The 22,207-nt window shown below is 64.5% G+C and carries 17 protein-coding genes and 1 riboswitch; of the genes, 6 read left to right on the plus strand and 11 right to left on the minus strand.

Features of this window, described 5'->3' with window-relative positions; all coding sequences use genetic code 11:
- Positions 1 to 117 precede the first annotated feature (117 nt).
- The gene (thiC, locus tag ACI2KK_RS15145) at positions 118 to 1,998 is read right to left on the minus strand and encodes a phosphomethylpyrimidine synthase ThiC (protein ID WP_404669498.1); all 1,881 of its coding nucleotides are present in this window, start codon (positions 1,996 to 1,998) and stop codon (positions 118 to 120) included.
- A 153-nt stretch (positions 1,999 to 2,151) separates the two neighbouring features.
- Positions 2,152 to 2,258: riboswitch (TPP riboswitch) on the minus strand.
- A 160-nt stretch (positions 2,259 to 2,418) separates the two neighbouring features.
- Here thiC and ACI2KK_RS15150 point away from each other — a divergent pair.
- Positions 2,419 to 3,852: a TolC family outer membrane protein gene (locus ACI2KK_RS15150; protein WP_217887321.1), complete on the plus strand. Its 1,434-nt coding sequence runs from the start codon at positions 2,419 to 2,421 to the stop codon at positions 3,850 to 3,852.
- 41 nt (positions 3,853 to 3,893) lie between these two features.
- On the opposite strand, the gene ACI2KK_RS15155 is transcribed toward ACI2KK_RS15150, so the two are convergent.
- From ACI2KK_RS15155 to ACI2KK_RS15170, 4 genes are all read right to left on the minus strand, one after another.
- Entirely contained in the window at positions 3,894 to 5,279 is a 1,386-nt protein-coding gene (locus ACI2KK_RS15155) for a hypothetical protein (RefSeq protein ID WP_404669499.1), read from the minus strand.
- A 242-nt stretch (positions 5,280 to 5,521) separates the two neighbouring features.
- Positions 5,522 to 6,880 carry a hypothetical protein gene (locus tag ACI2KK_RS15160; RefSeq protein ID WP_404669500.1) on the minus strand — a complete coding sequence of 453 codons (1,359 nt, stop codon included), beginning with the start codon at positions 6,878 to 6,880 and terminating at the stop codon, positions 5,522 to 5,524.
- Positions 6,881 to 7,149: 269 nt separating this feature from the next.
- Positions 7,150 to 8,421, minus strand: a complete 1,272-nt coding sequence (waaA, locus tag ACI2KK_RS15165) for a lipid IV(A) 3-deoxy-D-manno-octulosonic acid transferase (protein ID WP_404669501.1) — start codon at positions 8,419 to 8,421, stop codon at positions 7,150 to 7,152.
- Positions 8,422 to 8,432: 11 nt separating this feature from the next.
- Positions 8,433 to 9,323 carry a LysR family transcriptional regulator gene (locus tag ACI2KK_RS15170; RefSeq protein WP_404669502.1) on the minus strand — a complete coding sequence of 297 codons (891 nt, stop codon included), beginning with the start codon at positions 9,321 to 9,323 and terminating at the stop codon, positions 8,433 to 8,435.
- 88 nt (positions 9,324 to 9,411) lie between these two features.
- Between ACI2KK_RS15170 and ACI2KK_RS15175 the strand changes: the two genes are divergently transcribed.
- The 4 genes from ACI2KK_RS15175 (at position 9,412) to ACI2KK_RS15190 (ending at position 13,102) form a co-directional block, all read left to right on the plus strand.
- Entirely contained in the window at positions 9,412 to 9,744 is a 333-nt protein-coding gene (locus tag ACI2KK_RS15175; RefSeq protein WP_217887319.1) for a multidrug efflux SMR transporter, read from the plus strand.
- 376 nt (positions 9,745 to 10,120) lie between these two features.
- Positions 10,121 to 11,296 carry an NAD(P)/FAD-dependent oxidoreductase gene (locus ACI2KK_RS15180; RefSeq protein ID WP_404669503.1) on the plus strand — a complete coding sequence of 392 codons (1,176 nt, stop codon included), beginning with the start codon at positions 10,121 to 10,123 and terminating at the stop codon, positions 11,294 to 11,296.
- Positions 11,293 to 12,105, plus strand: a complete 813-nt coding sequence (locus ACI2KK_RS15185; RefSeq protein WP_404669504.1) for an aldo/keto reductase — start codon at positions 11,293 to 11,295, stop codon at positions 12,103 to 12,105. The genes ACI2KK_RS15180 and ACI2KK_RS15185 overlap by 4 nt, the downstream gene beginning before the upstream one ends.
- Positions 12,106 to 12,142: 37 nt before the next feature.
- Complete coding sequence (locus tag ACI2KK_RS15190) at positions 12,143 to 13,102, plus strand: metal ABC transporter ATPase (protein ID WP_404669505.1); 960 nt, start codon at positions 12,143 to 12,145, stop codon at positions 13,100 to 13,102.
- A gap of 558 nt (positions 13,103 to 13,660) precedes the next feature.
- Here ACI2KK_RS15190 and hldE read toward each other — a convergent pair.
- Positions 13,661 to 15,082 carry a bifunctional D-glycero-beta-D-manno-heptose-7-phosphate kinase/D-glycero-beta-D-manno-heptose 1-phosphate adenylyltransferase HldE gene (gene hldE, locus ACI2KK_RS15195; protein ID WP_217840598.1) on the minus strand — a complete coding sequence of 474 codons (1,422 nt, stop codon included), beginning with the start codon at positions 15,080 to 15,082 and terminating at the stop codon, positions 13,661 to 13,663.
- A 130-nt stretch (positions 15,083 to 15,212) separates the two neighbouring features.
- The gene (msbA, locus tag ACI2KK_RS15200; RefSeq protein ID WP_404669506.1) at positions 15,213 to 17,015 is read right to left on the minus strand and encodes a lipid A export permease/ATP-binding protein MsbA; all 1,803 of its coding nucleotides are present in this window, start codon (positions 17,013 to 17,015) and stop codon (positions 15,213 to 15,215) included.
- A 109-nt stretch (positions 17,016 to 17,124) separates the two neighbouring features.
- Here msbA and ACI2KK_RS15205 point away from each other — a divergent pair, with 109 nt between their 5' ends.
- Positions 17,125 to 17,757 (plus strand): phosphotransferase, encoded by a 633-nt coding sequence (locus ACI2KK_RS15205; protein WP_404669507.1) that lies wholly within the window; start codon positions 17,125 to 17,127, stop codon positions 17,755 to 17,757.
- Between the two features lie 115 nt (positions 17,758 to 17,872).
- On the opposite strand, the gene ACI2KK_RS15210 is transcribed toward ACI2KK_RS15205, so the two are convergent.
- Genes ACI2KK_RS15210 through ACI2KK_RS15225 form a run of 4 tightly spaced genes read right to left on the minus strand, consistent with a single transcriptional unit; the run spans position 17,873 to position 22,207 of the window.
- Positions 17,873 to 19,036, minus strand: coding sequence for an O-antigen ligase domain-containing protein (locus tag ACI2KK_RS15210; protein WP_404669508.1), 1,164 nt, complete (start codon positions 19,034 to 19,036; stop codon positions 17,873 to 17,875).
- The gene (locus ACI2KK_RS15215) at positions 19,029 to 19,796 is read right to left on the minus strand and encodes a glycosyltransferase family 2 protein (RefSeq protein WP_404669509.1); all 768 of its coding nucleotides are present in this window, start codon (positions 19,794 to 19,796) and stop codon (positions 19,029 to 19,031) included. Before ACI2KK_RS15215 ends, ACI2KK_RS15210 begins: the two co-directional genes overlap by 8 nt.
- A gap of 24 nt (positions 19,797 to 19,820) precedes the next feature.
- On the minus strand, positions 19,821 to 20,783 hold the full coding sequence (locus tag ACI2KK_RS15220; protein WP_404669510.1) for a glycosyltransferase: 963 nt from the start codon (positions 20,781 to 20,783) through the stop codon (positions 19,821 to 19,823).
- Positions 20,780 to 22,207 (minus strand): PIG-L deacetylase family protein, encoded by a 1,428-nt coding sequence (locus tag ACI2KK_RS15225; RefSeq protein ID WP_404669511.1) that lies wholly within the window; start codon positions 22,205 to 22,207, stop codon positions 20,780 to 20,782. Before ACI2KK_RS15225 ends, ACI2KK_RS15220 begins: the two co-directional genes overlap by 4 nt.

A 22,207-nucleotide genomic window follows, 5' to 3' on the forward strand; every position in this document is an offset into this window, starting at 1 on the left:
GCCCTATTGCGTGGAGGCGGTATAACGGTGGGCGGGGGCTTGCCCCGCGATGGCGTCGGCAGACCCGACATCTCCATCGCGGGGCAAGCCCGCTCCCACGCTGTTACAACTGACGCGTCAAACTTTCTGGTAAAGCTGGCTGCCTTCCTGGCGGAACCGCTCGGCCTGCTCGCGCATGCCCTGTTCGGCCGTCACATCGACGGTTTCGATCTTGGCGGCGTATTCGCGTACTTCCTGGGTGATCTTCATCGAGCAGAACTTCGGCCCGCACATCGAGCAGAAGTGCGCCACCTTGGCCGACTCCTTGGGCAGGGTTTCGTCGTGGAAGGAACGCGCGGTGTCCGGGTCCAGGCCGAGGTTGAACTGGTCTTCCCAGCGGAACTCGAAGCGCGCCTTGGACAGCGCGTTGTCGCGAATCTGCGCGCCCGGGTGGCCCTTGGCAAGGTCGGCGGCATGGGCGGCGATCTTGTAGGTGATGATGCCGGTCTTCACGTCATCCTTGTTCGGCAGGCCCAGGTGCTCCTTGGGCGTGACGTAGCAGAGCATGGCGCAACCGAACCAGCCGATCATCGCCGCGCCAATGCCGGAGGTGATGTGGTCGTAGCCCGGGGCGATGTCGGTGGTCAGCGGGCCGAGGGTGTAGAACGGCGCCTCGTCGCAGCACTCGAGCTGCTTGTCCATGTTCTCCTTGATCAGCTGCATCGGCACGTGGCCGGGGCCTTCGATCATGCACTGCACGTCATGCTTCCAGGCGATCTTGGTCAGCTCGCCGAGGGTTTCCAGTTCACCGAACTGGGCGGCGTCGTTGGCGTCGGCAATCGAGCCCGGGCGCAGGCCGTCGCCCAGCGAGAAGCTGACGTCGTAGGCCTTCATGATTTCGCAGATCTCGTCGAAGTGCGTGTACAGGAAGTTCTCTTTGTGGTGCGCCAGGCACCACTTGGCCATGATCGAGCCGCCGCGGCTGACGATGCCGGTGACCCGCTTGGCGGTCAGCGGCACGTAGCGCAGCAGCACGCCTGCGTGGATGGTGAAGTAGTCCACGCCCTGCTCGGCCTGTTCGATCAGGGTGTCGCGGAACAGCTCCCAGGTCAGGTCCTCAGCCACGCCGCCAACTTTCTCCAGAGCCTGGTAGATCGGCACGGTGCCGATCGGTACCGGCGAGTTGCGGATGATCCACTCGCGGGTTTCGTGGATATGCTTGCCGGTGGACAGGTCCATCACCGTGTCCGAGCCCCAGCGTATGCCCCAGGTCAGCTTGGCCACTTCTTCCTCGATCGAGGAACCCAGGGCGCTGTTGCCGATGTTGCCGTTGATCTTCACCAGGAAGTTGCGGCCGATGATCATCGGCTCGAGCTCGGTGTGGTTGATGTTGGCAGGGATGATCGCGCGGCCGCGGGCGATTTCTTCGCGCACGAACTCAGGGGTGATCTCTTTCGGGATGCTGGCGCCGAAGCTGTGGCCGGCGTGCTGCTGGTCGAGCAGGCCGGCGGCGCGGGCTTCCTGCAGCTTCATGTTCTCGCGGATGGCGACGTATTCCATCTCGGCGGTGATGATGCCCTGGCGGGCGTAGTGCATCTGCGAAACGTTGGCGCCGGCCTTGGCCCGGCGCGGGTTGCGCACGTGGGCGAAGCGCAGCTTGGTCAGCTCGGCATCGCTCAGGCGCTGCTGGCCGAAGTTCGAGCTCAGGCCCGCCAGGCGCTCGGTGTCGCCACGGGCGTCGATCCACGCCGAGCGCACATCGCCCAGGCCCTTGCGCACGTCGATGATGACGTTGGGGTCGGTGTAGGGGCCGGAGGTGTCGTACACCAGCACCGGGGCGTTCTTCTCGCCGCCGAAGTCGGTGGGGGTGTCGTGCAGGCTGATTTCGCGCATGGGTACGCGAATGTCCGGGCGCGAACCCTGAACGTAGACCTTGCGGGAGTTGGGCAGCGGTTGCACGGACTGCTGATCGACTTGTGCCGATTCGCTGAGGTGGATCGTTTTTTCTTGTTTGGTCATCACAGGCTCTCCAGACAGCTTCCAGCGGGCGGAATGTCGGGGAAGAACCTGAAAGGTGTGGACGCACCCCTTGACGGGTGCAGTGCCAAAGCCGTGGAGTGCCGTCGAGCATGAGCTGCGACAATCCCGGACCTGGCACAAGAGGCTCCCGGGAATGAGAGCAATCTTGTTCCCTACGCAGGCGCTAACCTGATCAGGTTCAACGGGATCCGCACCTATGCGATCTCAGCCTTTGCTTCAAGGCACCCCGACAAGAACATGCGCAGTCTAGACTGGAGTGGTCGGCAAAGCCAAGCGGCTTGAACCAGGCATGACAAATGGCACAAGCGGCGGATTGTTCGCCGCTGCGCGCGGCACTACACTGGCGCATCGCCCGGTACTCGACAGTACAGTAAATAAAATCAGATCAAGGATTGCCCTATGCTGCGCAAACTCTCACTGGCAATTGCCGTGTCTTGTGCGTCCAACGCAGTAGCCTGGGCAGCGGATGCGCCCACCACGGTGCGCACCGACCTGGTCAGCGTCTACCAGGAAGCGGTCGACAACAACGCCGACCTGGCCGCCGCCCGCGCCGACTACGGCGCCCGCCGCGAAGTGGTGCCCCAGGCCCGCGCCGGGCTGTTGCCCAACCTTTCGGCCGGCGCCGACATGATGAACACCCGCACCAAGCTCGATGAGCCGTCGATTACCTCCAACCGCAGCGGCAACTCGTGGAGCGCCACACTGGCCCAGCCGATCTTCCGTGCCGACCGCTGGTTCCAGCTGCAGGCCGCCGAAGCAGTCAACGAGCAGGCCGCACTGGAGCTGTCGGCCACCGAGCAGAACCTCATTCTGCAAACCGCCGAAAACTACTTCAGCGTGCTGCGCGCCCAGGACAACCTGGCCTCGACCAAGGCAGAAGAGGCCGCCTTCAAGCGCCAGCTGGACCAGTCCAACGAGCGCTTCGACGTGGGCCTGTCGGACAAGACCGACGTGCTGCAATCCCAGGCCAGCTACGACACTGCCCGGGCCAACCGGATCATCGCCGAGCGCCAGGTGCAGGATGCGTTCGAAGCCTTGATTACCCTGACCAACCGCCAGTACAGCTCGATCCAGGGCGTTGTGCATACTCTGCCGGTGCAGGTACCGACCCCCAACGACGCCAAGGCCTGGGTCGAGACCGCCGGGCGCCAGAACCTCAACCTGCTGGCCACCAACCACGCCGTCACCGCCGCCGAAGAAACCCTGCGCCAGCGCAAGGCCGGCCATGCGCCGACCCTCGATGCAGTGGCCAAATATCAAAAGGGCGACAACGACAGCCTGGGCTTCACCAACCCGTCGCAAAACGGCGTGCGTTACGGCGGTGATGTAGAGCAGACCAGCGTCGGCCTGCAGTTGAACATCCCGATCTACAGCGGCGGGCTGACCAGCTCGCAGGTGCGCGAGGCCTATGCGCGGCTGAGCCAGAGCGAGCAGCAGCGCGAGAGCCTGCGCCGCCAGGTGGTGGAAAACACCCGCAACCTGCACCGCGCGGTGAACACCGACGTGGAACAGGTGCAGGCGCGCAAGCAGTCGATCATCTCCAACCAGAGCGCGCTGGAGGCCACCGAGATTGGCTACCAGGTGGGTACCCGCAACATCGTCGACGTGCTGGATGCCCAGCGCCAGCTGTACACCTCGGTGCGCGACTACAACAACAGCCGCTACGACTACATCCTCGACAACCTGCGCCTCAAGCAAGCCGCCGGCACCTTGAGCCCGCAGGACCTGCAGGACCTTGGGCGCTACCTCAAGGCCGACTACAACCCGGACAAGGACTTCCTGCCACCGGACCTGGCGGCCGCAGCGGCGAAGAACTTCGAACGCCGGCCGTGAATGCAAGGGCCGCGCTCAGTCGGTGAGCGCGGCCCAAGGTTTCATTTTTCGTCCAGGTCGATGCGCCGGACAATCAGCTCGCTGATCCTGAAGGCGTTTCCGTAAGTGCTTGCCTTGTGGTTGTGAACCCGCAACCACGCAGTCTCCTTCCCAGCCGTGAACTGCCCTTTGTACAGTTGCTCTAGCGGAAAGGGTAGTGGCCAGTCCGTATTAAGAATCGGCGTTTGCGCCATGATCGTCTCACCGTTGCACGTCAGCGAGAGCCGAGGCGGATCGAGGTCACTGGTTCGACGCACGCGCATTATGAATTCGAAGCGAGCGCCCTCCAGCAACCCGCGGTATTGCTTGACAAGGAGTGGATCGCCTTCTCTGAGACCTGGAATTGAAAGTGGACAATCCAGGACATGTAACTCTTGGATACCATCCAGGGTGATCTTGACATTCGCATAGGCTGCATAGGACATCACGCTCCAGCCATTGAACTGTTGTTCCGGCGTAGCCCCCTCAAAATTCGTCCGTTCGAAAAACAGCTCGCTAACCAGCAGATCATCAATCCACAGCCCTGCGGCCTCATCAGCCGCCACTGCAACCTGCTCGAATACCTGCACCGATACGTTGCCTATGGCACTGGCTTCGAACTTCCATTCGAATGTGCTCCATTCATCACTGTCAATCGGCTGCCCGGCAAGGTCCTGCCCGTCGTACTGCAGGGTAATCTGCGGGTCACTGCCAAAGGCAAAACCGGCCTTGCGCGCCCGCAGGCTGAAGCTGCAGCGCCTGAACCGCCCCGACCAATTGATCGCCTTGCTCAGCACCGGCCCCATCGCCCCGCTTTGCAAGGGCGCGGCATGCCCCAAGTAGTGCGAACCATCCGCCGCCCGGAGCACGCTCAGGCTCTGACCGTGGGCGTCCCTGACCCAGCCATTGAGCGGGTCGGTCGCATGCTCGAAATCGGTGAAGTCGATGAAGTCGTCACCATCGCCATCGCCGTAGGTGGTCAGCCTCAGGTCATCCAGGCAGAAGTCGCCACCGGCCTCTCCCCCGCCTTCACCCGGCATATGCTCGAAGCACAACGAGACCTCGTGGGCCTCACGGGTGGCGGTGAACGCCAGCGAATACTTCTGCCAGCCATGGCCCTGCACCAGGTGCCACTGCGTCACTTCACCGCCATCGATGGCAAAGCCGATCTGCTGGGTACCACTGCCCACATCGTCACGCTCGCGTACTTGCAAACGCGCCAGGTAACGCTTGCCGGGGCGCAGGCCGCTCATGGTCTTGCTCACCAGCTTCTGAGGGCCCACAACCGCCTGCCTGGGCAGCTCCAGGTGATAGCCCCTCGGGGTCGAGACGATACTCAGCTTGCGGTCCGCCTCAGGCACCCAGCCGTTCCATTGACCATTTTCGAAATCGGTAAAATCGTTGAACATGGTTCCATCTACTCTCGGTTGAATGAAACCTGAGCGTAAATGGCAATGGCTAATCCGATAACTCGTAGATATACGAGGTCAAATGAACGCTCTGCAAAGTCTCTTCTCTCGCAGCACCCTGTTCATCGAAACCAATTGCAGAACATCACGACCAACAATGCCAACGCCGCCAAAGCTCATCGGCCCGGCGGCGCAGCATTCAAAACACGATCCCGTTCACCAAAAGGGGGCGACCATAGGCGTCACGCTTCATCCAGGTCGATACGACGGACGATCAGTTCCGAGAAACGATAGTCGTTCCCTCGAGATGCCGGATTGCTGTTATGGATCCTCAATACCTGGGGCCCACCACTTACCGTGAACTGGCCTTTATAACGAGGCTCCTCATCCCTGGGCTGCCACTGAAGATTGCGGATCACGGCCTCGCCCATGACCAAGTCCTCGTCGAACGTGGCAGAAAGACGCGCATTGTTGATGTTGTTGTTCGACCGAACACGCATGATGAACTCGAACCTGGCACCGGCAAGCAGCCCGGCAAAGGTCTTGAACAGGATGATCCCGTCATGCTTGAAGCCTGGATGCGTAGGAAAGTTGAGTGCATTTCCTTCAGCGGCAGAGTCATGCACTACAACCACACGATCGGAAGTCCTGCTGTCCAGTTCCCAGCCATTGAATTGCTCTTCGGCCCCAGTGCCGGAAAAGTCCGTCACTTCCTCGTACAGTTCGCTGACCAGCAGGCTGTCTATCCATAGCCCTGCCGCAGTACCAGCCCCCTCGAATACCAGCAACGATACATCGGCAATGCCATGAGCCTCGAACGACCAGCGCAACGTACTCCACTGTTCGCTGACAATCGACTGCCCGGCAAGCTCCCTCCCGTTGTACTGCAGGGCAATCTGCGGGTCGCTGCCAGAGGCAAAACCGGCCTTGCGCGCCCGCAGGCTGAAGCTGCAGCGCCTGAAACGCCCTGACCAGTCAATTGCCTTGCTCAGCACTGGCCCCAGCGCCCCGTCCTGCAAGGGCGCGGCATGCCCCAGGAAGTGCGGACCATCTGCCGCCTGGATCACGCTCAGACCCTGGCCGTGGGCATCCCTGGCCCAGCCATTGAACGGCTCATCCGCGTGTTCGAAATCGGTGAAGTCGATGAAGTCGTCACCATCACCATCGCCGTAGGTGGTCAGCCTCAGGTCGTCCAGGCAGAAGTCGCCACCGGCAACGCCCTCACCTGGCACATGCTCGAAGCACAACGAGACCTCGTGGGCCTCACCGGTGGCGGTGAACGCCAGCGAATACTGCTGCCAGCCATGGCCCTGCACCAGGTGCCATTGCGCCACCTCGCCGCCGTCGATGGCAAAACCGATATGCTGGGTACCGCTGCCGACATCCTCACGCTCGCGTACTTGGATACGCGCCAGGTAACGGCTGCCGGGGCGAAGCCCGTGCATGGTCTTGCTCACCAGCTTCTGCTTGCCTGCAACCTTCTGCCTTGGCAGCTCCAGGTGGTAACCGCTCGGGGTCGGGACGATATGCAGCTTGCGCTGCGCCTCTGGCTCCCAGCCGTTCCATTGACCGTTTTTGAAATCAGTAAAATCGTCAAACATGGCGCCATCTACTCTCGGTATAAGGAAAACCGAGGGTAAAATGTACTGATCAAGCCGGTAACTCGCATAAGTGAGGGTTTACGCCGCGCGCCTGGATAGCTCGCGCTGCGTACACGTTTCGATTCACGCCACTTACCGTGAACCGGCTCATATAGCGAAGCTGCTCGCCCCTCGGGCAGCCATTGCAGATTGCTGATCACTCTCTGGCGCCACGACCAGGCCCGCCAAACGTGAAAATCATGACGCTTGGCAACTGGCCCAGGGCGGTTTCAAACCAGCCTGCGCGCCAGCCCTTCCAGCAACCGCTGCAAAGCCCCCTGATTGGCCTGCATCACCGCCCTGCCCGCCTCGCCCATACGCCGGGCATCCTGGGGCAGTTCCACCAACCGGCGCACTTCCCCGGCCAGCCCCTCGGCATCGTCCACCTGCCGCAACGCCCCGGCATCACGCAGCATCGCGCTGATTTCAAGGAAGTTGAACACCTGCGGCCCCATGATCACCGGCAATGCCAGCGCTGCCGGCTCCAGCGGGTTATGCCCGCCGGTGGCCACCAGGCTGCCGCCGACGAAGGCGATATCCGCCAAGGCATAGAGGAACAGCAGTTCACCCATGGTGTCGCCCAACAGCACCTGGGTGTGCGCAACAACGGCATCGCCGGCAGAGCGGCGCACCGTGGCGAATTGATCGGCGCACAGAGCATGCACCGTATTGAAACGTTCAGGGTGGCGCGGTACCAGAATCAGCAGCGCATCACTGTGCACCTCGAGCAAGCGACGATGGGCCTCGAGCACCTGTGCATCCTCGCCATCGTGGGTGCTGGCGGCGATCCACACCGGGCGCTGGCTCGCCCCCCATTGCTCGCGCAGCTGGCGGGCACGGGGCAACAGTTCGTCGTCCACTTTCAGGTCGAACTTGATCGAACCGGTCACCTGCACGCATTCAGGTCGCGCGCCCAGGCTGCGGAAGCGCTCGGCCTCGGTCTCGGTCTGCACGGCGATCAGGCTCATCTCTTCGAGCATCGGCCGGGTCAGCCCGGCGAAACGCGCGTAGCCCCGGGCCGAGCGCTCGGACAGCCGCGCGTTGGCCAGCGCCACCGGGATACCCCGCTTGGCGCACTGGTGAATGTGGTTCGGCCACAGCTCGGTTTCCATGATCACGCCGAGCTTCGGGCGCACATGGTCAAGAAAGCGCCCCGCCGCCCACGGCAGGTCGTAGGGCAGGTAGCAGTGCTGCACCCGCGGCTCGCCTTCGAACATGGCGCGGATACGTTCCGAGCCGGTCGGGGTCATGCAGGTGAGAGTGATCGGCAGGTCCGGGTACTGCTTGAGCAGCGCCCGCACCATGGGCGCTGCGGCAATGCTCTCGCCCACCGACACGGCATGCACCCAAATACCGCCCTGGCGCATCGGCGCCAGCTTGCAGGCGAAGCGCTCGGCAATGCGTGCCCGATAAGCCGGCGCCTTGCGCCCGCGCAGGAACAGGCGCAGCGCGACCAGCGGCAGGCCCAGGTGAAACAGCAGGGTATAGAGGGTTCTGTTCATGGCGGCGGAGTTTACCCGATCGCGCGCAGGTGCACCGCAAAGCGCTCGGCCAGCCATTGCGCGGCCGGGCCCAGCGGCTCGTCGCGGCGCCAGGCAAGCTCGGCCACCAACGCCGGCGGGCGCCATTCGCTGTCCAGCTCGACCATTTGCGTCTGGTAGGTGGGGTACTGCACCACATGACGCGGCAGCCAGGCCCAGCCCAGGCCGCGCATCAGCAATTCGGCCATGGCGTAGAAGCTGTCGGCGCGCCACACCTGCGGGCTGATCGCCTCGCCGCCGGGGTAGCCGCTCTGTTGCGGGGTGATCAGCAACTGCCGGTGGCGCGCCAGCTGTTGCCGGCTGACCTTGGCCAGGTGCGCCAGCGGGTGGTCGATGGCGCACACCGTGACCATCTCGACACTGCCCAAGGCACGACGCTCCAGCGAGGCCGGGATGCTTTCGTGGTGGAAGAACAGGCCCAGGTCGGCGCGCCGCTCCACCAGTTTGCGCGCCACATCGCCCTGAGCGCCGCTGGCCAGCTGCACTTCCAGGTAGGGGTAGCGCTCGGCCAACTCGTCGAGGCTGTCGATTACCGGCTGATAGGGCATGGCCTCGTCCTGGGCCACCCGCAGCAGCGCCTCCTGGCCGCGCATCAGCGCAAGTGCCCGGCCATCCAGGCGCTCGCACTGGCGCAGCACTTCACGGGCGTCCTCCAGCAGCGCCGCGCCACTTTCCGTCAGTTGCGGGTGGCGGCCACTGCTGCGTTCGAACAAGGTCACCCCCAGGTCCGCCTCCAGCAGCGCGATGGCGCTGCTCACCGCCGACTGCGCCTTGCGCTGCTCGCGGGCCACGGCAGAGAACGAGCGCAGTTCGGCAGTGCGCACGAACAAGCGCAGGTGTTCGAGGCTCCAGTGTTCGGTCATGGGCAACCTATCTCCAATTCAGATAGCTAATGACTTTACCGCATCTGTGGTTGCCCTAGAATGCCGAACCAGCAACGGAGGACCCGCCATGAACGCCTATACCTATCTCGCCATCGCCATCTGCGCCGAAGTCATCGCCACTGCCTCCATGAAGGCGGTCAAGGGCCTGAGCACGCCGTTGCCGCTGTTGCTGATGGTATGCGGCTATGGGGTGGCGTTCTGGATGCTGACCCTGGTGGTGCGCAGCATTCCGGTGGGTATCGCCTATGCCATCTGGTCGGGGCTGGGCATCGTGCTGATCAGCGTGGCCGCGCTGGTGATCTACGGCCAGAAGCTCGACCTGCCGGCCATGCTCGGCATGGCCATGATCGTTGGCGGCGTGGTGGTGATCCAGGTGTTTTCCAATACTGCCGGGCATTGATCGCGCAGGGGCTTGCGGGTGTTCGCCGCAAGTCTTTCAGCGCCTATGAGATCGAGCGCCGCCCGCGCGGCGCTTCGCGGTGGTTCGGCACCCCGACAAGCCCGCTCCCACAGTTTGTTTCGGGCCAGTTATTCCTATGAAAGTATCGGCGCATGTCTTGAGTCATGTGGGGCGGCTGTGATGCCCACGCTAAAACCGCGTTGTACAAACAAGGCGGCCCCCGGTATCGGCACAGAAGAGACTGGCCAGAAACAAACTGTGGGAGCGGGTTCACCCGCGAAGCGCCGCGCGGGCGGCGCTCGATCTCGCAGGCGCTGAAAGATCTTCGTCGGACACCTGTATACTGCGCACCTGTCCCAGTTTTCGAGGTGCCCGCATGCCATCCGCCATTTCCACTGACGTGCTGATCGTCGGCGCCGGGGTCGCAGGCCTTTGGCTCAACGCACGCCTGCGCCGCCTGGGCTACTCGACGGTGCTGGTGGAGCGCGCGACCCTCGGTGGCGAGCAGACCATCAAGTCCCAGGGCATCATCCACGGTGGCACCAAATACGCCCTGCACGGCGCCCTGACTGGCGCCTCCGAGGCCATCGCCGACATGCCACGGCGCTGGCGCGAAGCCCTGGCCGGCAATGGCGAGCTGGACCTCAGCGGCACCCGCCTGCTGTCCGACGCCCACTACCTGTGGAGCCCCGGCACCCTGGCCGGCAACCTCACCAGCTTCTTCGCCAGCAAGGCCGTGCGTGGCCGGGTCGACCAGGTCAAGGGCGAGCAACTGCCCCCGGCCCTGCAGGACCGCGCCTTCAAGGGCAAGGTGTACCGCCTGGCCGAGCTGGTCATCGACGTGCCCAGCCTGCTGGCCAACCTGGCGCAACTGGCCGGTGACAGCCTGCTGGCCGGCGAACGCATCGAACCGCTGCGCGAGGGCGGCGAACTGCTCGGCCTGGTGGTGGACGGGCGCGAGATCCGCGCCCAGCGCGTGGTGCTCAGCGCCGGCGGCGGCACCGAAGGCCTGCTGCAGGCCTTGGGCCTGAGCCAGCCGGCCATGCAGCGCCGGCCGCTGCACATGGTCCTGGCCAAGGGCCCCAACCTCAAGCCGCTGTACGCCCACTGCCTGGGCGGCGGGCCCAAGCCGCGCATCACCGTGACCACCCACCCGGCCGCCGACGGCCAGTGGGTGTGGTACCTGGGCGGCGACCTGGCCGAAGCCGAGGGCGTCGCCCGTGACCCGGCAGCGCAGATCGCCGCGGCGCAAAAAGAAGTTGCCGGCCTGCTGCCCTGGGTCGACCAGAGCCTGGTGCGCTGGGCCACCCTGCGGGTTGACCGTGCCGAGCCCGCGCAATCGGGCCTGGTGCGCCCCGACAACGCCTTCTTGGCGGAACAACAGCGCCTGCTGGTGGGCTGGCCGACCAAGCTGGCCCTGGCCCCGGACTTCGCCGACCGCGTACTGGCCAGCTTCGAGCGCGACGGCATCCGCCCCGCCGCCCAGGCCGACCTCACCGGCCTGCCCCGCCCGCCACTGGGCGTACCGGCCTGGGAGCAACTGCTGTCATGAGCCTGCCAACCCTGCACGACCACCACGGCGCCCTTGGCAGCACCGGCCTGCGCGTATCCCCGCTGGGACTGGGCACGGTCAAGCTGGGCCGCGACCAGGGCGTGAAATACCCCAACGGTTTCACCATCCCCGATGACGACGCCGCGCGCCTGCTGCTGCGCCAGGCGCGCGAGCTTGGCATCAACCTGCTCGACACCGCGCCGGCCTATGGCCGCAGCGAAGAGCGCCTGGGCCCGCTGCTGCGCGGCCAGCGTGATGAATGGGTGATCGTCAGCAAGGTGGGTGAAGAGTTCGACAACGGCCTGTCGCACTTCGATTTCAGTGCTGCCCACACCCGCCGCTCGGTGGAACGCAGCCTTAAGCGCCTGCAAACCGACCGCATCGAGCTGGTGCTGGTGCACTCCGACGGCAACGACCTGCACATCCTCGAGCAGGAAGGCGTGTACCAAACCCTCGCCGCCCTCAAGCAGGAAGGCAAGATCCTCGGCTATGGTTTCTCCGGCAAGACCGTCGCCGGCGGCCTGAAAGCCCTGGAGCAGGGCGACTGTGCCATGGTCACCTACAACCTGAACGAGCAGGCGGAGCGTCCGGTGCTGGACTACGCTGCCGAGCACGGCAAAGCCATCCTGGTAAAGAAAGCCCTTGCCAGCGGCCATGCCTGCCTGGCGCCCGGGGTTGACCCGGTGCAGGCCAGTTTCGAATTGCTGTTTGCCCACCCGGGCGTGAACAGTGCCATCGTCGGCACCATCAACCCGGTGCATCTGGCCCACAACGTGGCCACCGTCGCCCGCATCCTGGGCCGCCCCTGAGCCGCCCGGGCGGGGGCCCAACGCAAGGAGGAGCCTCGTGCCGCGTACGCTGATCCGCAAGAACCCGAGCAACTTCAAGACCCTGCCCCTGCACGTCGAGGCCAGCGCCGATGGCCTCAGCTACCAGAGCATCGGCGTGCCGCAGAACTTCGCCCAGACCCTGCAACGGCGCAAGGCCATCCAGCTGCCGGACACCCAGCGTTTCGTGGTCGAGCTGGCCAACCTGGGGGTGTCGGTGCGCCTCACCCTCACCTGGCAGGGCCGCGACTACTGGGTACTGGTGCGCCAGCGCCGGCAGGACCGTGGCGATGTGGTGCTCAAACTGATCTCCGGCTACGTGCCGGCCCACGAGCTGAACCTGCCGCTGCTCACCGCCATTCAGGAGGTGGCCGAGGAGTGCCTGCTGGAAACCCCCGAGGGCTGGCTGGGCGGGCGCTTCAACGACACCTGGCTGCCGACGCCCTACGCCGCCGCCCTGCACTACCGCGAAACCCCGCCCTTCGTGCTGACGCCGCAATCGGGCGCCGCGCGCCCGGTGCACTGCGCCAACCTGATGCTGATGGAGCGCCCGCGCGCTTACGTGCACCTGCCGACTGCGTCGCTGCAACTGATCTACGACCTGCGCCTGCAGGTACCGCGGGAGGCCAAGCCCCTGAGCCTGTTCCATGTCGATGAGCGGCTTGAAAGCGGGCAACTGGTGGCCCGCCTGGACCGCAAGCGCCCCGACCTGTACCTGATGCCGTTGCAGGACGGCCAGCCGCTGGCCGAGCTGTACACCCTGAAGAAGGACCAGCTGCTGCCGGCGAGCACCCGCGGGCTATGGCTGGCCGAAAGCTTCGCCCGCCAGGACGGCTGGGTGGTGCGTGAAGAGCGGGTGCGCTGGAAGGACTGGCTGAAGCAGCAGGGGCTGGTGCAGGAGAAACGCGAGCCGGTGGGGCACTTGCAACGCTTCAGTGACAAGGCCAAGGCGTTGCTGGAGCGGGCCCTGCACAAGTAGCTCCGCCATCAAAAGCATCGCCGGCAAGCCGGCTCCTACAGGTACGGCACTGGTCTGAAGCTTTTGTAATCCCTGTGGGAGCAACTGTCTTGCTCAATTTCTAAAATCTGGCGCGATCCCTGTGGGAGCGGGCTTGCCCGCGAACACCGGCGAAGCCGGTGCCAGACACCGCGTCGCCTGCTTCGCGGTGGTTCGGCACCCCGACAAGCCCGCTCCCACAGGCCCCTGCTAAATCAATGAGTTATGTGAGTTCTATGAGAGCCCACCCAGCCTCGTAGACTGCGCTGTCGCGCATGGAACTGCGGCCGCAAGCACGCCCGCGACACCTGTGGGAGCAACTGTCTTGTGCTGCCTGAACCGGCCTCATCGCCGGCAAGCCGGCTCCTACAGGTACGGCACTGGCCTGAAGCTAGTGCAATCCCTGTGGGAGCGGCTTTAGCCGCGAACACCGGCGCAGCCGGTGCCAGGCACCGCGTCGCGCTGCACAAATGATCGCGGGGCAAGCCCGCTCCCACGATGTATTACGTGGGAGCGGGCTTGCCCCGCGATGGGCCGCACTCAGTGCTTGCGGATCTTCTCGACGATCGCCGTGGTCGAGCTGTTTTCCACCAGCCCCAGCACCTTCACAGTGCCGCCGTAAGCCTTGACGATATCGGCGCCAACCACCTGGTCGATGCCGTAGTCACCGCCCTTCACCAGCACATCCGGCTTGACCTGGCGCAGCAGGTTCTCGGGGGTGTCTTCAGGGAAGCTGATGACCCAGTCCACCGCCCCCAGGCCCGCCAGCACAGCCATGCGCCGGTCAACGCTGTTGATCGGCCGGCCCGGCCCTTTCAGGCGGCTGACCGAGGCGTCGTCGTTGATCGCGACGATCAGGCGGTCGCCTTGGGCACGGGCCTGCTCCAGATAAGTCACGTGGCCGGCATGCAGGATGTCGAAGCAGCCATTGGTGAAGACGATCTTCTCGTTATGGGCGCGGGCATCGTCGATGGCCAGCAGCAGTTGCTCCAGGCCCAGCACGCCGCGCTCGGAACCCTCTTCGCGCTGGATGGCGCGGCGCAGCTCCGGGGCGCTGATGGCTGCGGTACCCAGCTTGCCGACCACGATGCCGGCGGCCAGGTTGGCCAGGGCCACGGCGTGGGGCAGGTCTTCACCGGCGGCGATGGCGGCGGCCAGGGTGGAAATGACCGTATCGCCGGCACCGGTGACATCGAACACTTCGCGGGCCCGGGCCGGCAGGTGGAACGCCGGGTGGCCGCTGCGCAGCAAGGTCATGCCGTGCTCGCCGCGGGTCACCAGCAAGGCACCCAGGTCGAGCTCTTCGAGCAGCTTGAGGCCCTTGGCCACCAGCTCGGCCTCGTCCGCGCAGCGGCCGACGATGGTCTCGAACTCGCTGAGGTTCGGGGTGATCAGGCTGGCGCCACGGTAGATGGAGAAATCCTTGCCCTTGGGGTCGGCCAGCACCGGAATGCCCTTGGCGCGTGCCGCTTCGATCAACGACTGGTGGTTCTTCAACGCGCCCTTGCCGTAGTCGGACAGCACCAGCACCTTGACCCCTTCGAGCAGGCCGTCGACCTCCGCGCCCAGCGACAGCGGGTCGGTAGCGAAAGGCTCTTCGAAGTCGATGCGCAGCAGTTGCTGGTGGCGGCTCATGACCCGCAACTTGACGATGGTCGGCTGGTGGGCGATGCGCTGGAAGATCGAACGCACGCCAGCGGCCTGCAGGCTGTTGGCCAGGCTGTCGGCAGCCTCGTCCTGGCCGGTGACACCGACCAGCGCGGCTGGCGCGCCCAATGCAGCGATGTTGAGCGCGACGTTGGCCGCGCCACCTGGGCGGTCCTCGATCTGGTCGACCTTGACCACCGGCACCGGGGCCTCGGGCGAAATACGTGAAGTACCGCCATGCCAGTAGCGGTCGAGCATGACATCGCCGACCACCAGTACCGGAGCTTGATCGAAACGCGGCATGGACAACTTCATGGGCAACCTGAATTGGAAAAGTGAACAGGGGCAGGATATTAGCACAGGGCCACGGAGGGCTTTAATGCCAACTGTGGCCAGACTTTATCGATTGAGCGGCGAGGCCGTCGAGGCCCCGCCGTGGCGGGGTTCAGGTGATGTTGGCCTTGGCCGGCTCATCCAGGCCCATGGCATGCAGGCGGGCGTAGTGGCCGTTGGCGGCGAGCAGTTCGGCGTGGGTGCCGCGCTCCACCAGGCGGCCCTGGTCCATGACCAGGATCTGGTCGGCCTTCTCGATGGTCGACAGGCGGTGGGCGATCACCAGGGTGGTACGGCCCTCCATCACGTGGTCGAGTGCCGCCTGGATATGCCGCTCGGACTCGGTGTCCAGCGCCGAGGTGGCCTCGTCAAGAATCAGCAGCGGCGCGTTCTTCAGCAGTGCCCGGGCAATTGCCAGGCGCTGGCGCTGGCCACCGGAGAGCAGCACGCCGTTTTCGCCGACCTCGGTATCGAAACCATGCGGCAGCTGGTCGACGAACTCCTTGGCGTAAGCATCGGCGGCAGCGGCCTCGATGGCTTCGCGCGGTGCGCCGGCCAGGTCGCCGTAGGCGATGTTGTTGGCCACGGTGTCGTTGAACAGGGTCACGTGCTGGGTCACCTGAGCCACATGTTGGCGCAGGTTGCGCAGGCGATACTGCTCGATCTCCACGCCATCCAGCAAAATTTCGCCCTTGCTGTGGTGGTAGAAACGCGGAATCAGCCCGGCCAGGGTCGACTTGCCGCTGCCCGAACGGCCCACCAGCGCGATCATCTGCCCGGGCTCGGCGACGAAGCTGATGTCGCTGAGCACTTCGCGCTCGCTGCCGGGGTAGGTGAAGCTGAGGTTGCGCACTTCCAGGCGCCCTTCTACCCGCGCCTTTTCCACCGTACCGGTATCTTCCTCGTTCTTCTCGTCCAGCTGCTCGAAGATGCTCTCGGCGCCGGCCAGGCCCTTCTGAATGGTCGAGCTGACTTCCGACAGCTGGCGGATCGGCTTGGGCAGCAGGCCGGCGGCGGTGATGTAGGCCACCAGGTCGCCCGCCGATGCCTCGCCACGCAGGAACAGCACCAGGAACATCAGCGCCGCCATGGCGCTGTAGATCACCAGTTGCAGCAGCGGGGTGTACAGCGCGCCGGTCTTGGTCATGCGCAGCTGCTTGTCGGTGTTGCTCTGGCTGGCGGCGTTGAAGCGGCGTTGCTCGTAGCTTTCGCCACCGAAGCTGCGCACCACGCGGTAGCCCTGGATAGTTTCCGAGGCCACGTGGGTGACATCACCCATGGCCACCTGGATCTTCTTGCTCTGCTTGCGGAATTTCTTGCTGGCAGTGCTCACCATCACCGCGATCAGCGGCAGGATCGCCACCATCACCAGGGTGAGCTTCCAGTTCATCCACAGCAGGTAGGCAAAAAGGAACACCACGGTCAGGCCTTCACGAATCACCACCTTGATGGCGTCGGTGGCGGCGCCGGTGACCATGGTCACGTTGAAGGTGATGCGCGAGATCAGGTGCCCGGAGTTGTTGCTGTCGAAGTAACGGTTGGGCAGGACCAGCAGCTTGTTGAACAGCTCCACCCGCAGGTCGTGCACCAGGCACAGCGAAACCTTGGACAGGTAGTAGTTACCCAGGAACGAGCCTAGCCCCTGCCAGGCCGCGATCAGGATGATCAGCAGCGGCACCGCCTGCAGCAGTTGCAGGTCGCGCAGGTAGGGAACGTTGGGGAACAGCACTGCCTGCGGGTTGCTCAGGCCATCGACGAAATACTTGAGGATCCCCGCCAGCATCGGCTGGGTGGAGGCGAAGATCACGAAGCCGACGATGCTCAGCAGGAAGATGCCGACATAGGGTTTGACGTAGCCCAGCAGGCGGAAATAGATCTTCAGGCTGGCAGGGGCGGACGATTCAGGGACAGTCATGACAATCCGTCGGGTCAAAAAGAGTCGGGATTATACCACACGCGGTGTTTCGCACCGCCCGCAGCGGGTAACATAGGCGGCTGTCCGCAACCCCTGCCCCGGAGGCTTGATGCAAGCTCTTGACCACGCCCGCTACCTCGCCCTGCGCGAGGGTGCCCACGTGCTGGAAGCCGACGGCACCGGCGACAAGGTGCTGCGCCTGCGCGATGGCTCGATGTTCAAGCTGTTCCGCCGCAAACGCCTGATCAGCTCGGCGGCCTGGTACCCCTACGCCAAGCGTTTCGCCGACAACTGCCAGGCCCTGGCCGAACGTGCCATCCCCTGCCCACAGGTGCTGGCGGTGTACCGCATCGCCGAGATCGCCCGCGACGCCGTGCACTACGACCCGCTGCCCGGCGATACCCTGCGCCAGGTGCTGGAGCAGCCCGACCAGCCCGCAGGACTGCGCGCGCAACTGGGGCGTTTCATCGCCCACCTGCACGATACCGGCGTGTACTTCCGCTCGGCGCACATGGGCAACGTGGTGCTGACCCCCGAGGGCGCCCTGGGCCTGATCGACGTCGCCGATATGCGTATTGGCCGGGCATCGCTGCGCAGGTCGCAACGCCTGCGCAACTTCCGCCACATGCTGCGCTACGCCCAGGACCGCCAGTGGCTGCTGGCCGACGGCAGCTTCGTCGAAGCCTACCTGGCCAGTCAGCAGGTCTGCGGCCCGCAAGACCTGGCCAGCGCCCTGGCCTGAACGCAACGCAACGCAAAAGCGGGCTTGCCCCGCGATGGCGGCCGGCCCCGCAACACCATAGCCGGGCCGTGCACATCGCGGGGCAAGCCCGCTTCCAAGCGACGCTTTAACGCAATTACAAGCTGGAACGGCGCTTATGCTGCAACGCGCGCCCCATCACCAGCGCAGCCGGCATCAGCACCAGCGGCCACAGCTCGTCCGGGTTGCCCACCAGCTTGCTGCCGTCGAAGTTGAGCATCACCAGTGAGCACGCCAGGAACATGCCCCAAGGGTCGCGCAAGCGGACGGCCTGGATCAGGGTCATGACCACGATGACCAGGAACAGCAACAGCGACACACCGCCGGTGTAAAGGCCCAGGGCCACGAAGATGTTGTGCGGGTGCTGGATCGGCATGGTACCGCTGAGCAGTTTGTCGGTGTGGAACTCAACGCCGCAACCCAAGGCCCAGCCACAGTTTTGCCACTCGCCGACCATCACCCGGAACAGCTCGCCACGGAACGAGTCACCCCGCGCAAACAGCGAATGGAACCAGGCTGCGTCCTTCACCAGCCAAAGGGTTACACCGCCGCCCACGGCGCACAGCAGCAGGCCAAGCCCGGCCTGTTTCGGGAAACGCCACAGCCCCCAGCACGCCCAGGCGGCAAAGAGAAATGCAGCCCCAACCAGGGCAGTACGGGTCTGCAGCACGAAACCGACCGCCACCAACGACAGCACCACAGCGGCGAACGCCTCCAGCCAACGCTTGCCACGCAGCCAGACCGGCATGGCCAATGCCAGGGCGCACAACAGCCAGATACTGGTGTAGATCACGTTTTCCAGACGTGCCGGAAGCAGCGCCACACGTGAGCCGAAACTGAAAATCCCGGCCTGATAGGCATAGGCGGCAAAGCCGAAAATGTACAGGCACAACACCCAGAACTGCCCGCGGGCAAAGGCCTCTGAGCGCAAGAAGTCCTGCTTGACCAGCGCGGCCAGAATGAACACGAACAACGCCACATACAGGATGTGCTTGTAGAACTGGCCATCACCCGCCACTGCCGCAGGCACCAGGAACCACAGCAGGAACGCCAGCCAGGCCATAGCGAGCTTGTCACCCAGCAGGCCCGCACCACGCTCCTTTATCAACCACACCAGCCCCGGCAGGGCGATGAACGCATAAAAGATATTGTTGGTCCATTTTGCCGAGGCCATCAGCACATAGCTCAGCAGGAAGACTACCAGTGCTGCACTGAAGTACACCCTGCTCCTGCTGTTGTCGTTGCCAATCCTTTCAAACATCCTTCAATACCCATCCAAGCAAAAGTCCAATGACCAGCACACCCAGCAGACGGATGCGATCCATGCGTTTACGTCGTGCCTTCTTGATTTTCTCTTCCGGCATTTCCACGTGCTCGCCAAAACCTGTGTGCAGCACCGCGTCGCTTTCCAGAATCAGCGCATAACGGTTTTTTTCGGCGTACAGCCGCGACAGGCTCTTTTCACCGGAGTGCGAGGCGTAGGGGGCGTGCGCCTGGTAGTCGGCCAGCCGGCGCAGGCCCGGGTTGAACGAGAACCCCTGCCACTCAGCCTTGTGCGAGCCCAGCTTGTAAAAGGCGATACCCTCGTGCACCTGGCGCTCCTCCAGGAACACATAGGGGCTGTGCACCTGCAGGTCGTGGTTGAAGCTGCGCAGCCATACCTGCAGGGCCTGGGGGTCGGCCTCCAGCAGGGCCTGGGATTGTTCGACGAAGCCCGGGCGGTAGAAGGCCCAGTCGTCTTCGCAGTGGAACACCCAGAACGTCTTGATTTGCGCATAGGCGGCGTCCACCGAGCGCAACTGCCCAAGCTTGGGGTTGTTGACAATGAAGGTGGTGTGCTCGCGCCAGTGCGCAGGGATGCACTCGCGCACCGCCTCGTCACCGGAGTCTTCGGTGATGAACACCTCACGGATCGGTGCGGTGTTGTAACGATCGAAGCTCTCGAGCGTGCGCTTGAGCAGCTCGAATCGACCACAGCTGGTCACTACCAGTGTGATCTCGCTGTTTTCACTGAAGACCATAGCTTCCTCGATGGGGTTTGGGGCTCAACGCGTGAAGCCGACGGCCAGCAGCAACCGATCCAGCAGGCCCGGCGCCTGGGCCTTGCGCAGCGGTGCGCGCATGGCCTCGACGATCGCCTGCCCGAGGGCGTGGAAGGTATAGCGCTGTTCGGCCAATTGCCGGCCGTTGTGCGAAATGCGCTCGGCCAGCGCCGGGTCGGCGCGCAGCAGCGCGAGCTTTTCGCGCAACTGCGCCACATCACGGTAGAGCACGATATTGTGCATGTCGACGAAGCCCAGCGCCTGGTTCTCTTCCTCGCCCTGGTCGAAGGCGAACAGCACGCAACCACAGGCCATGGCTTCGAAGTTCTTGATCATGTACTCGCCCATGCCCACGTCGGCACTGACGAAGTAGCGAATGCGGCTCAAGGTCTGGCTGTATTCGTCGCCGGACTTGGTGCGGGTGATCAGCAGGTTTTCAACGGCGGCGATCGACTCGAGCATCGCCTTGCGCCCGGAGTACGCCACGCTGCGCAGGCTACCGACGAAGGCTAGCTCGATGTCGCGCTCACGGCTTTCGTAGCGCAGCAGTGCCTGGTCGTAGCCCTTGGGCACGAACACCGCATCGAACCCCTCGTCACGCAGGCGGCGGGTGACCACCGCGCCCGAGGTGATGACCCGCGCCCACGGCAGCCGGTGGTAATAGGCGCTGAACTTGCCGGTATATTTGCACGGGATGTAGTTCTGGTAGGCGTCGTGCTCGAGGATCACCAGGTTGGGGATGGTGCGGATAAACCGCACCTGGCGAATTTCCTTCTTGAAGCGCAGGAAGAACAGGATGCGGTCGTACTGTTCGGCCTGCACATGCTGGCGGAAATAACCGCGCAGGTCGTCCTGCTCGGCATCGCTCAGCCAGCGGATATCGCACTCGCAATCGGCCGCGATACCTTCGTAAAGACGGTCGAGGATCGCGCGTTGCTCTTTCTGGACCAGAAACAGGACTTTCACCGGGGCTCTCTCTCGTCGTTCGGCGTGCCGACCCAGAACAGCTCGTGCCGCCGCACTGCCTTGCGGAAGAATTCATTTTCACCGAATGCCGGCCAGCGACGGGCAGCCAGACAGCGTTGCAGCAGCCGGCGCAGGCGGCGCTTGAGCGGCGCGGCGGGCTGCAGGTCGTGCATCATACCCAAGGCAGTGGCCTTTTGCCGCTGCATTTGCGGGGATACGCCCAACACCCAGGGGCGCAGCGGCTGCCCGGCATCGAAGAACGGCGGCAGGGGTACGCCAGTACCGGCATCGCCCATCGGCCAGCGGTCGTTGTCGTGCAGGTGATTGGCATAGAACAACAACGCCTCGGGGCGCCATTGCACGCCTGCCAGGGCCTGCTGCACGGCGTCATGGGCGCACACGTGGTCCGGGTGCGGGTCCAGGGCCGGGTGCGGCATCACAATAGTGGCCGGGCGGGCGCGCTCGATCAGCTCGCGCAAGTCCTGCACCAGGTTGGCCCAGGTCGGCTGGCCGTCGGCGTCGCTTTGCAGGGTGGTTTCGTTGAAACGGCGAAACGGCCGGGTATCGGCAAGGTCGGCCTCGCGTGAGGCGATCGGCGCCTGCGGCTCGGCCTGCATCGCCGGCAGTTGCATGCAGAAGTACCCCAGCTGCACGCATTGCGCAGCCGGCACGCCGGCCCAGCGCGGCACCGCGACGCTGTCCCAGCTGCGCAGTTCGCCTTTCAGGCGGGCAGCTTCGACCACATCCAGGGAAAATGCCTTGCGGTAGTATTCGTTTTCGATTTCGCCGGCGGTCAGGGTCACGATCCAGCTGCTGTCGGCCTGGGCATAGGCGGCGAAGGCCGCCAGTTCGGCATCGTCGGCGTGGGGCGCGATGACCATCATCGGCCCGGCCAGATAGTCGGGGTGGCGCACCACCAGCAGTTCCACCTCGGACGCCATGCGGCAATGCCGTCCGACCAATTGCAACTGCCCAGCAGCCAGCGCCTCGGCCTGGCCGGTCAGGTTGAGGTAACGCACCCCGCGCACGCCACGCTCGAAGGCCTGGCAATCACTGAGGCCGCCCTCTATACGCACCGCCGGGTCGAACAGGCGGCCCAACCAACTGGCGCGCAGGGTTACCTGAAGCAGCAGGGTCTCGCGCCCCTCCAGCACGCAGCCACCCGGCAGCGCCAGGCGCCCGTCCTGAATGCTCAGCCGATGGCGCTCGCTGGCCTCAAGGTCGTACTCGTAGTCGCTGCCCGGCACATAGAACAAGTGGTCGGAAAACCAGGCTTCATGGGCCGCCCAGGCCAGCACGGCCAACAATGGCGGCAGCCACCAGGCCCATACCGCGGTGGCCAGCAGTACCAGCAACACCACCAGCAGGGTGACGCGCTTGCGCTTGCGGTGGCGTTTGAGCAGTTGCTGCTTGCGAGCGCTCAT

Source organism: Pseudomonas sp. NPDC089406, from assembly GCF_044900265.1.
Classification (GTDB): Bacteria; Pseudomonadota; Gammaproteobacteria; order Pseudomonadales; family Pseudomonadaceae; genus Aquipseudomonas; species Aquipseudomonas fakonensis.

Bases quoted from the DNA above. Each gene is read 5' to 3' on its own strand.
- thiC (WP_404669498.1), bottom strand. From the start codon at position 1,998: ATGACCAAACAAGAAAAAACGATCCACCTCAGCGAATCGGCACAAGTC.
- ACI2KK_RS15150 (WP_217887321.1), top strand. From the start codon at position 2,419: ATGCTGCGCAAACTCTCACTGGCAATTGCCGTGTCTTGTGCGTCCAAC.
- ACI2KK_RS15155 (WP_404669499.1), bottom strand. From the start codon at position 5,279: ATGTTCAACGATTTTACCGATTTCGAAAATGGTCAATGGAACGGCTGG.
- ACI2KK_RS15160 (WP_404669500.1), bottom strand. From the start codon at position 6,880: ATGTTTGACGATTTTACTGATTTCAAAAACGGTCAATGGAACGGCTGG.
- waaA (WP_404669501.1), bottom strand. From the start codon at position 8,421: ATGAACAGAACCCTCTATACCCTGCTGTTTCACCTGGGCCTGCCGCTG.
- ACI2KK_RS15170 (WP_404669502.1), bottom strand. From the start codon at position 9,323: ATGACCGAACACTGGAGCCTCGAACACCTGCGCTTGTTCGTGCGCACT.
- ACI2KK_RS15175 (WP_217887319.1), top strand. From the start codon at position 9,412: ATGAACGCCTATACCTATCTCGCCATCGCCATCTGCGCCGAAGTCATC.
- ACI2KK_RS15180 (WP_404669503.1), top strand. From the start codon at position 10,121: ATGCCATCCGCCATTTCCACTGACGTGCTGATCGTCGGCGCCGGGGTC.
- ACI2KK_RS15185 (WP_404669504.1), top strand. From the start codon at position 11,293: ATGAGCCTGCCAACCCTGCACGACCACCACGGCGCCCTTGGCAGCACC.
- hldE (WP_217840598.1), bottom strand. From the start codon at position 15,082: ATGAAGTTGTCCATGCCGCGTTTCGATCAAGCTCCGGTACTGGTGGTC.
- msbA (WP_404669506.1), bottom strand. From the start codon at position 17,015: ATGACTGTCCCTGAATCGTCCGCCCCTGCCAGCCTGAAGATCTATTTC.
- ACI2KK_RS15205 (WP_404669507.1), top strand. From the start codon at position 17,125: ATGCAAGCTCTTGACCACGCCCGCTACCTCGCCCTGCGCGAGGGTGCC.
- ACI2KK_RS15210 (WP_404669508.1), bottom strand. From the start codon at position 19,036: ATGTTTGAAAGGATTGGCAACGACAACAGCAGGAGCAGGGTGTACTTC.
- ACI2KK_RS15215 (WP_404669509.1), bottom strand. From the start codon at position 19,796: ATGGTCTTCAGTGAAAACAGCGAGATCACACTGGTAGTGACCAGCTGT.
- ACI2KK_RS15225 (WP_404669511.1), bottom strand. From the start codon at position 22,207: ATGAGCGCTCGCAAGCAGCAACTGCTCAAACGCCACCGCAAGCGCAAG.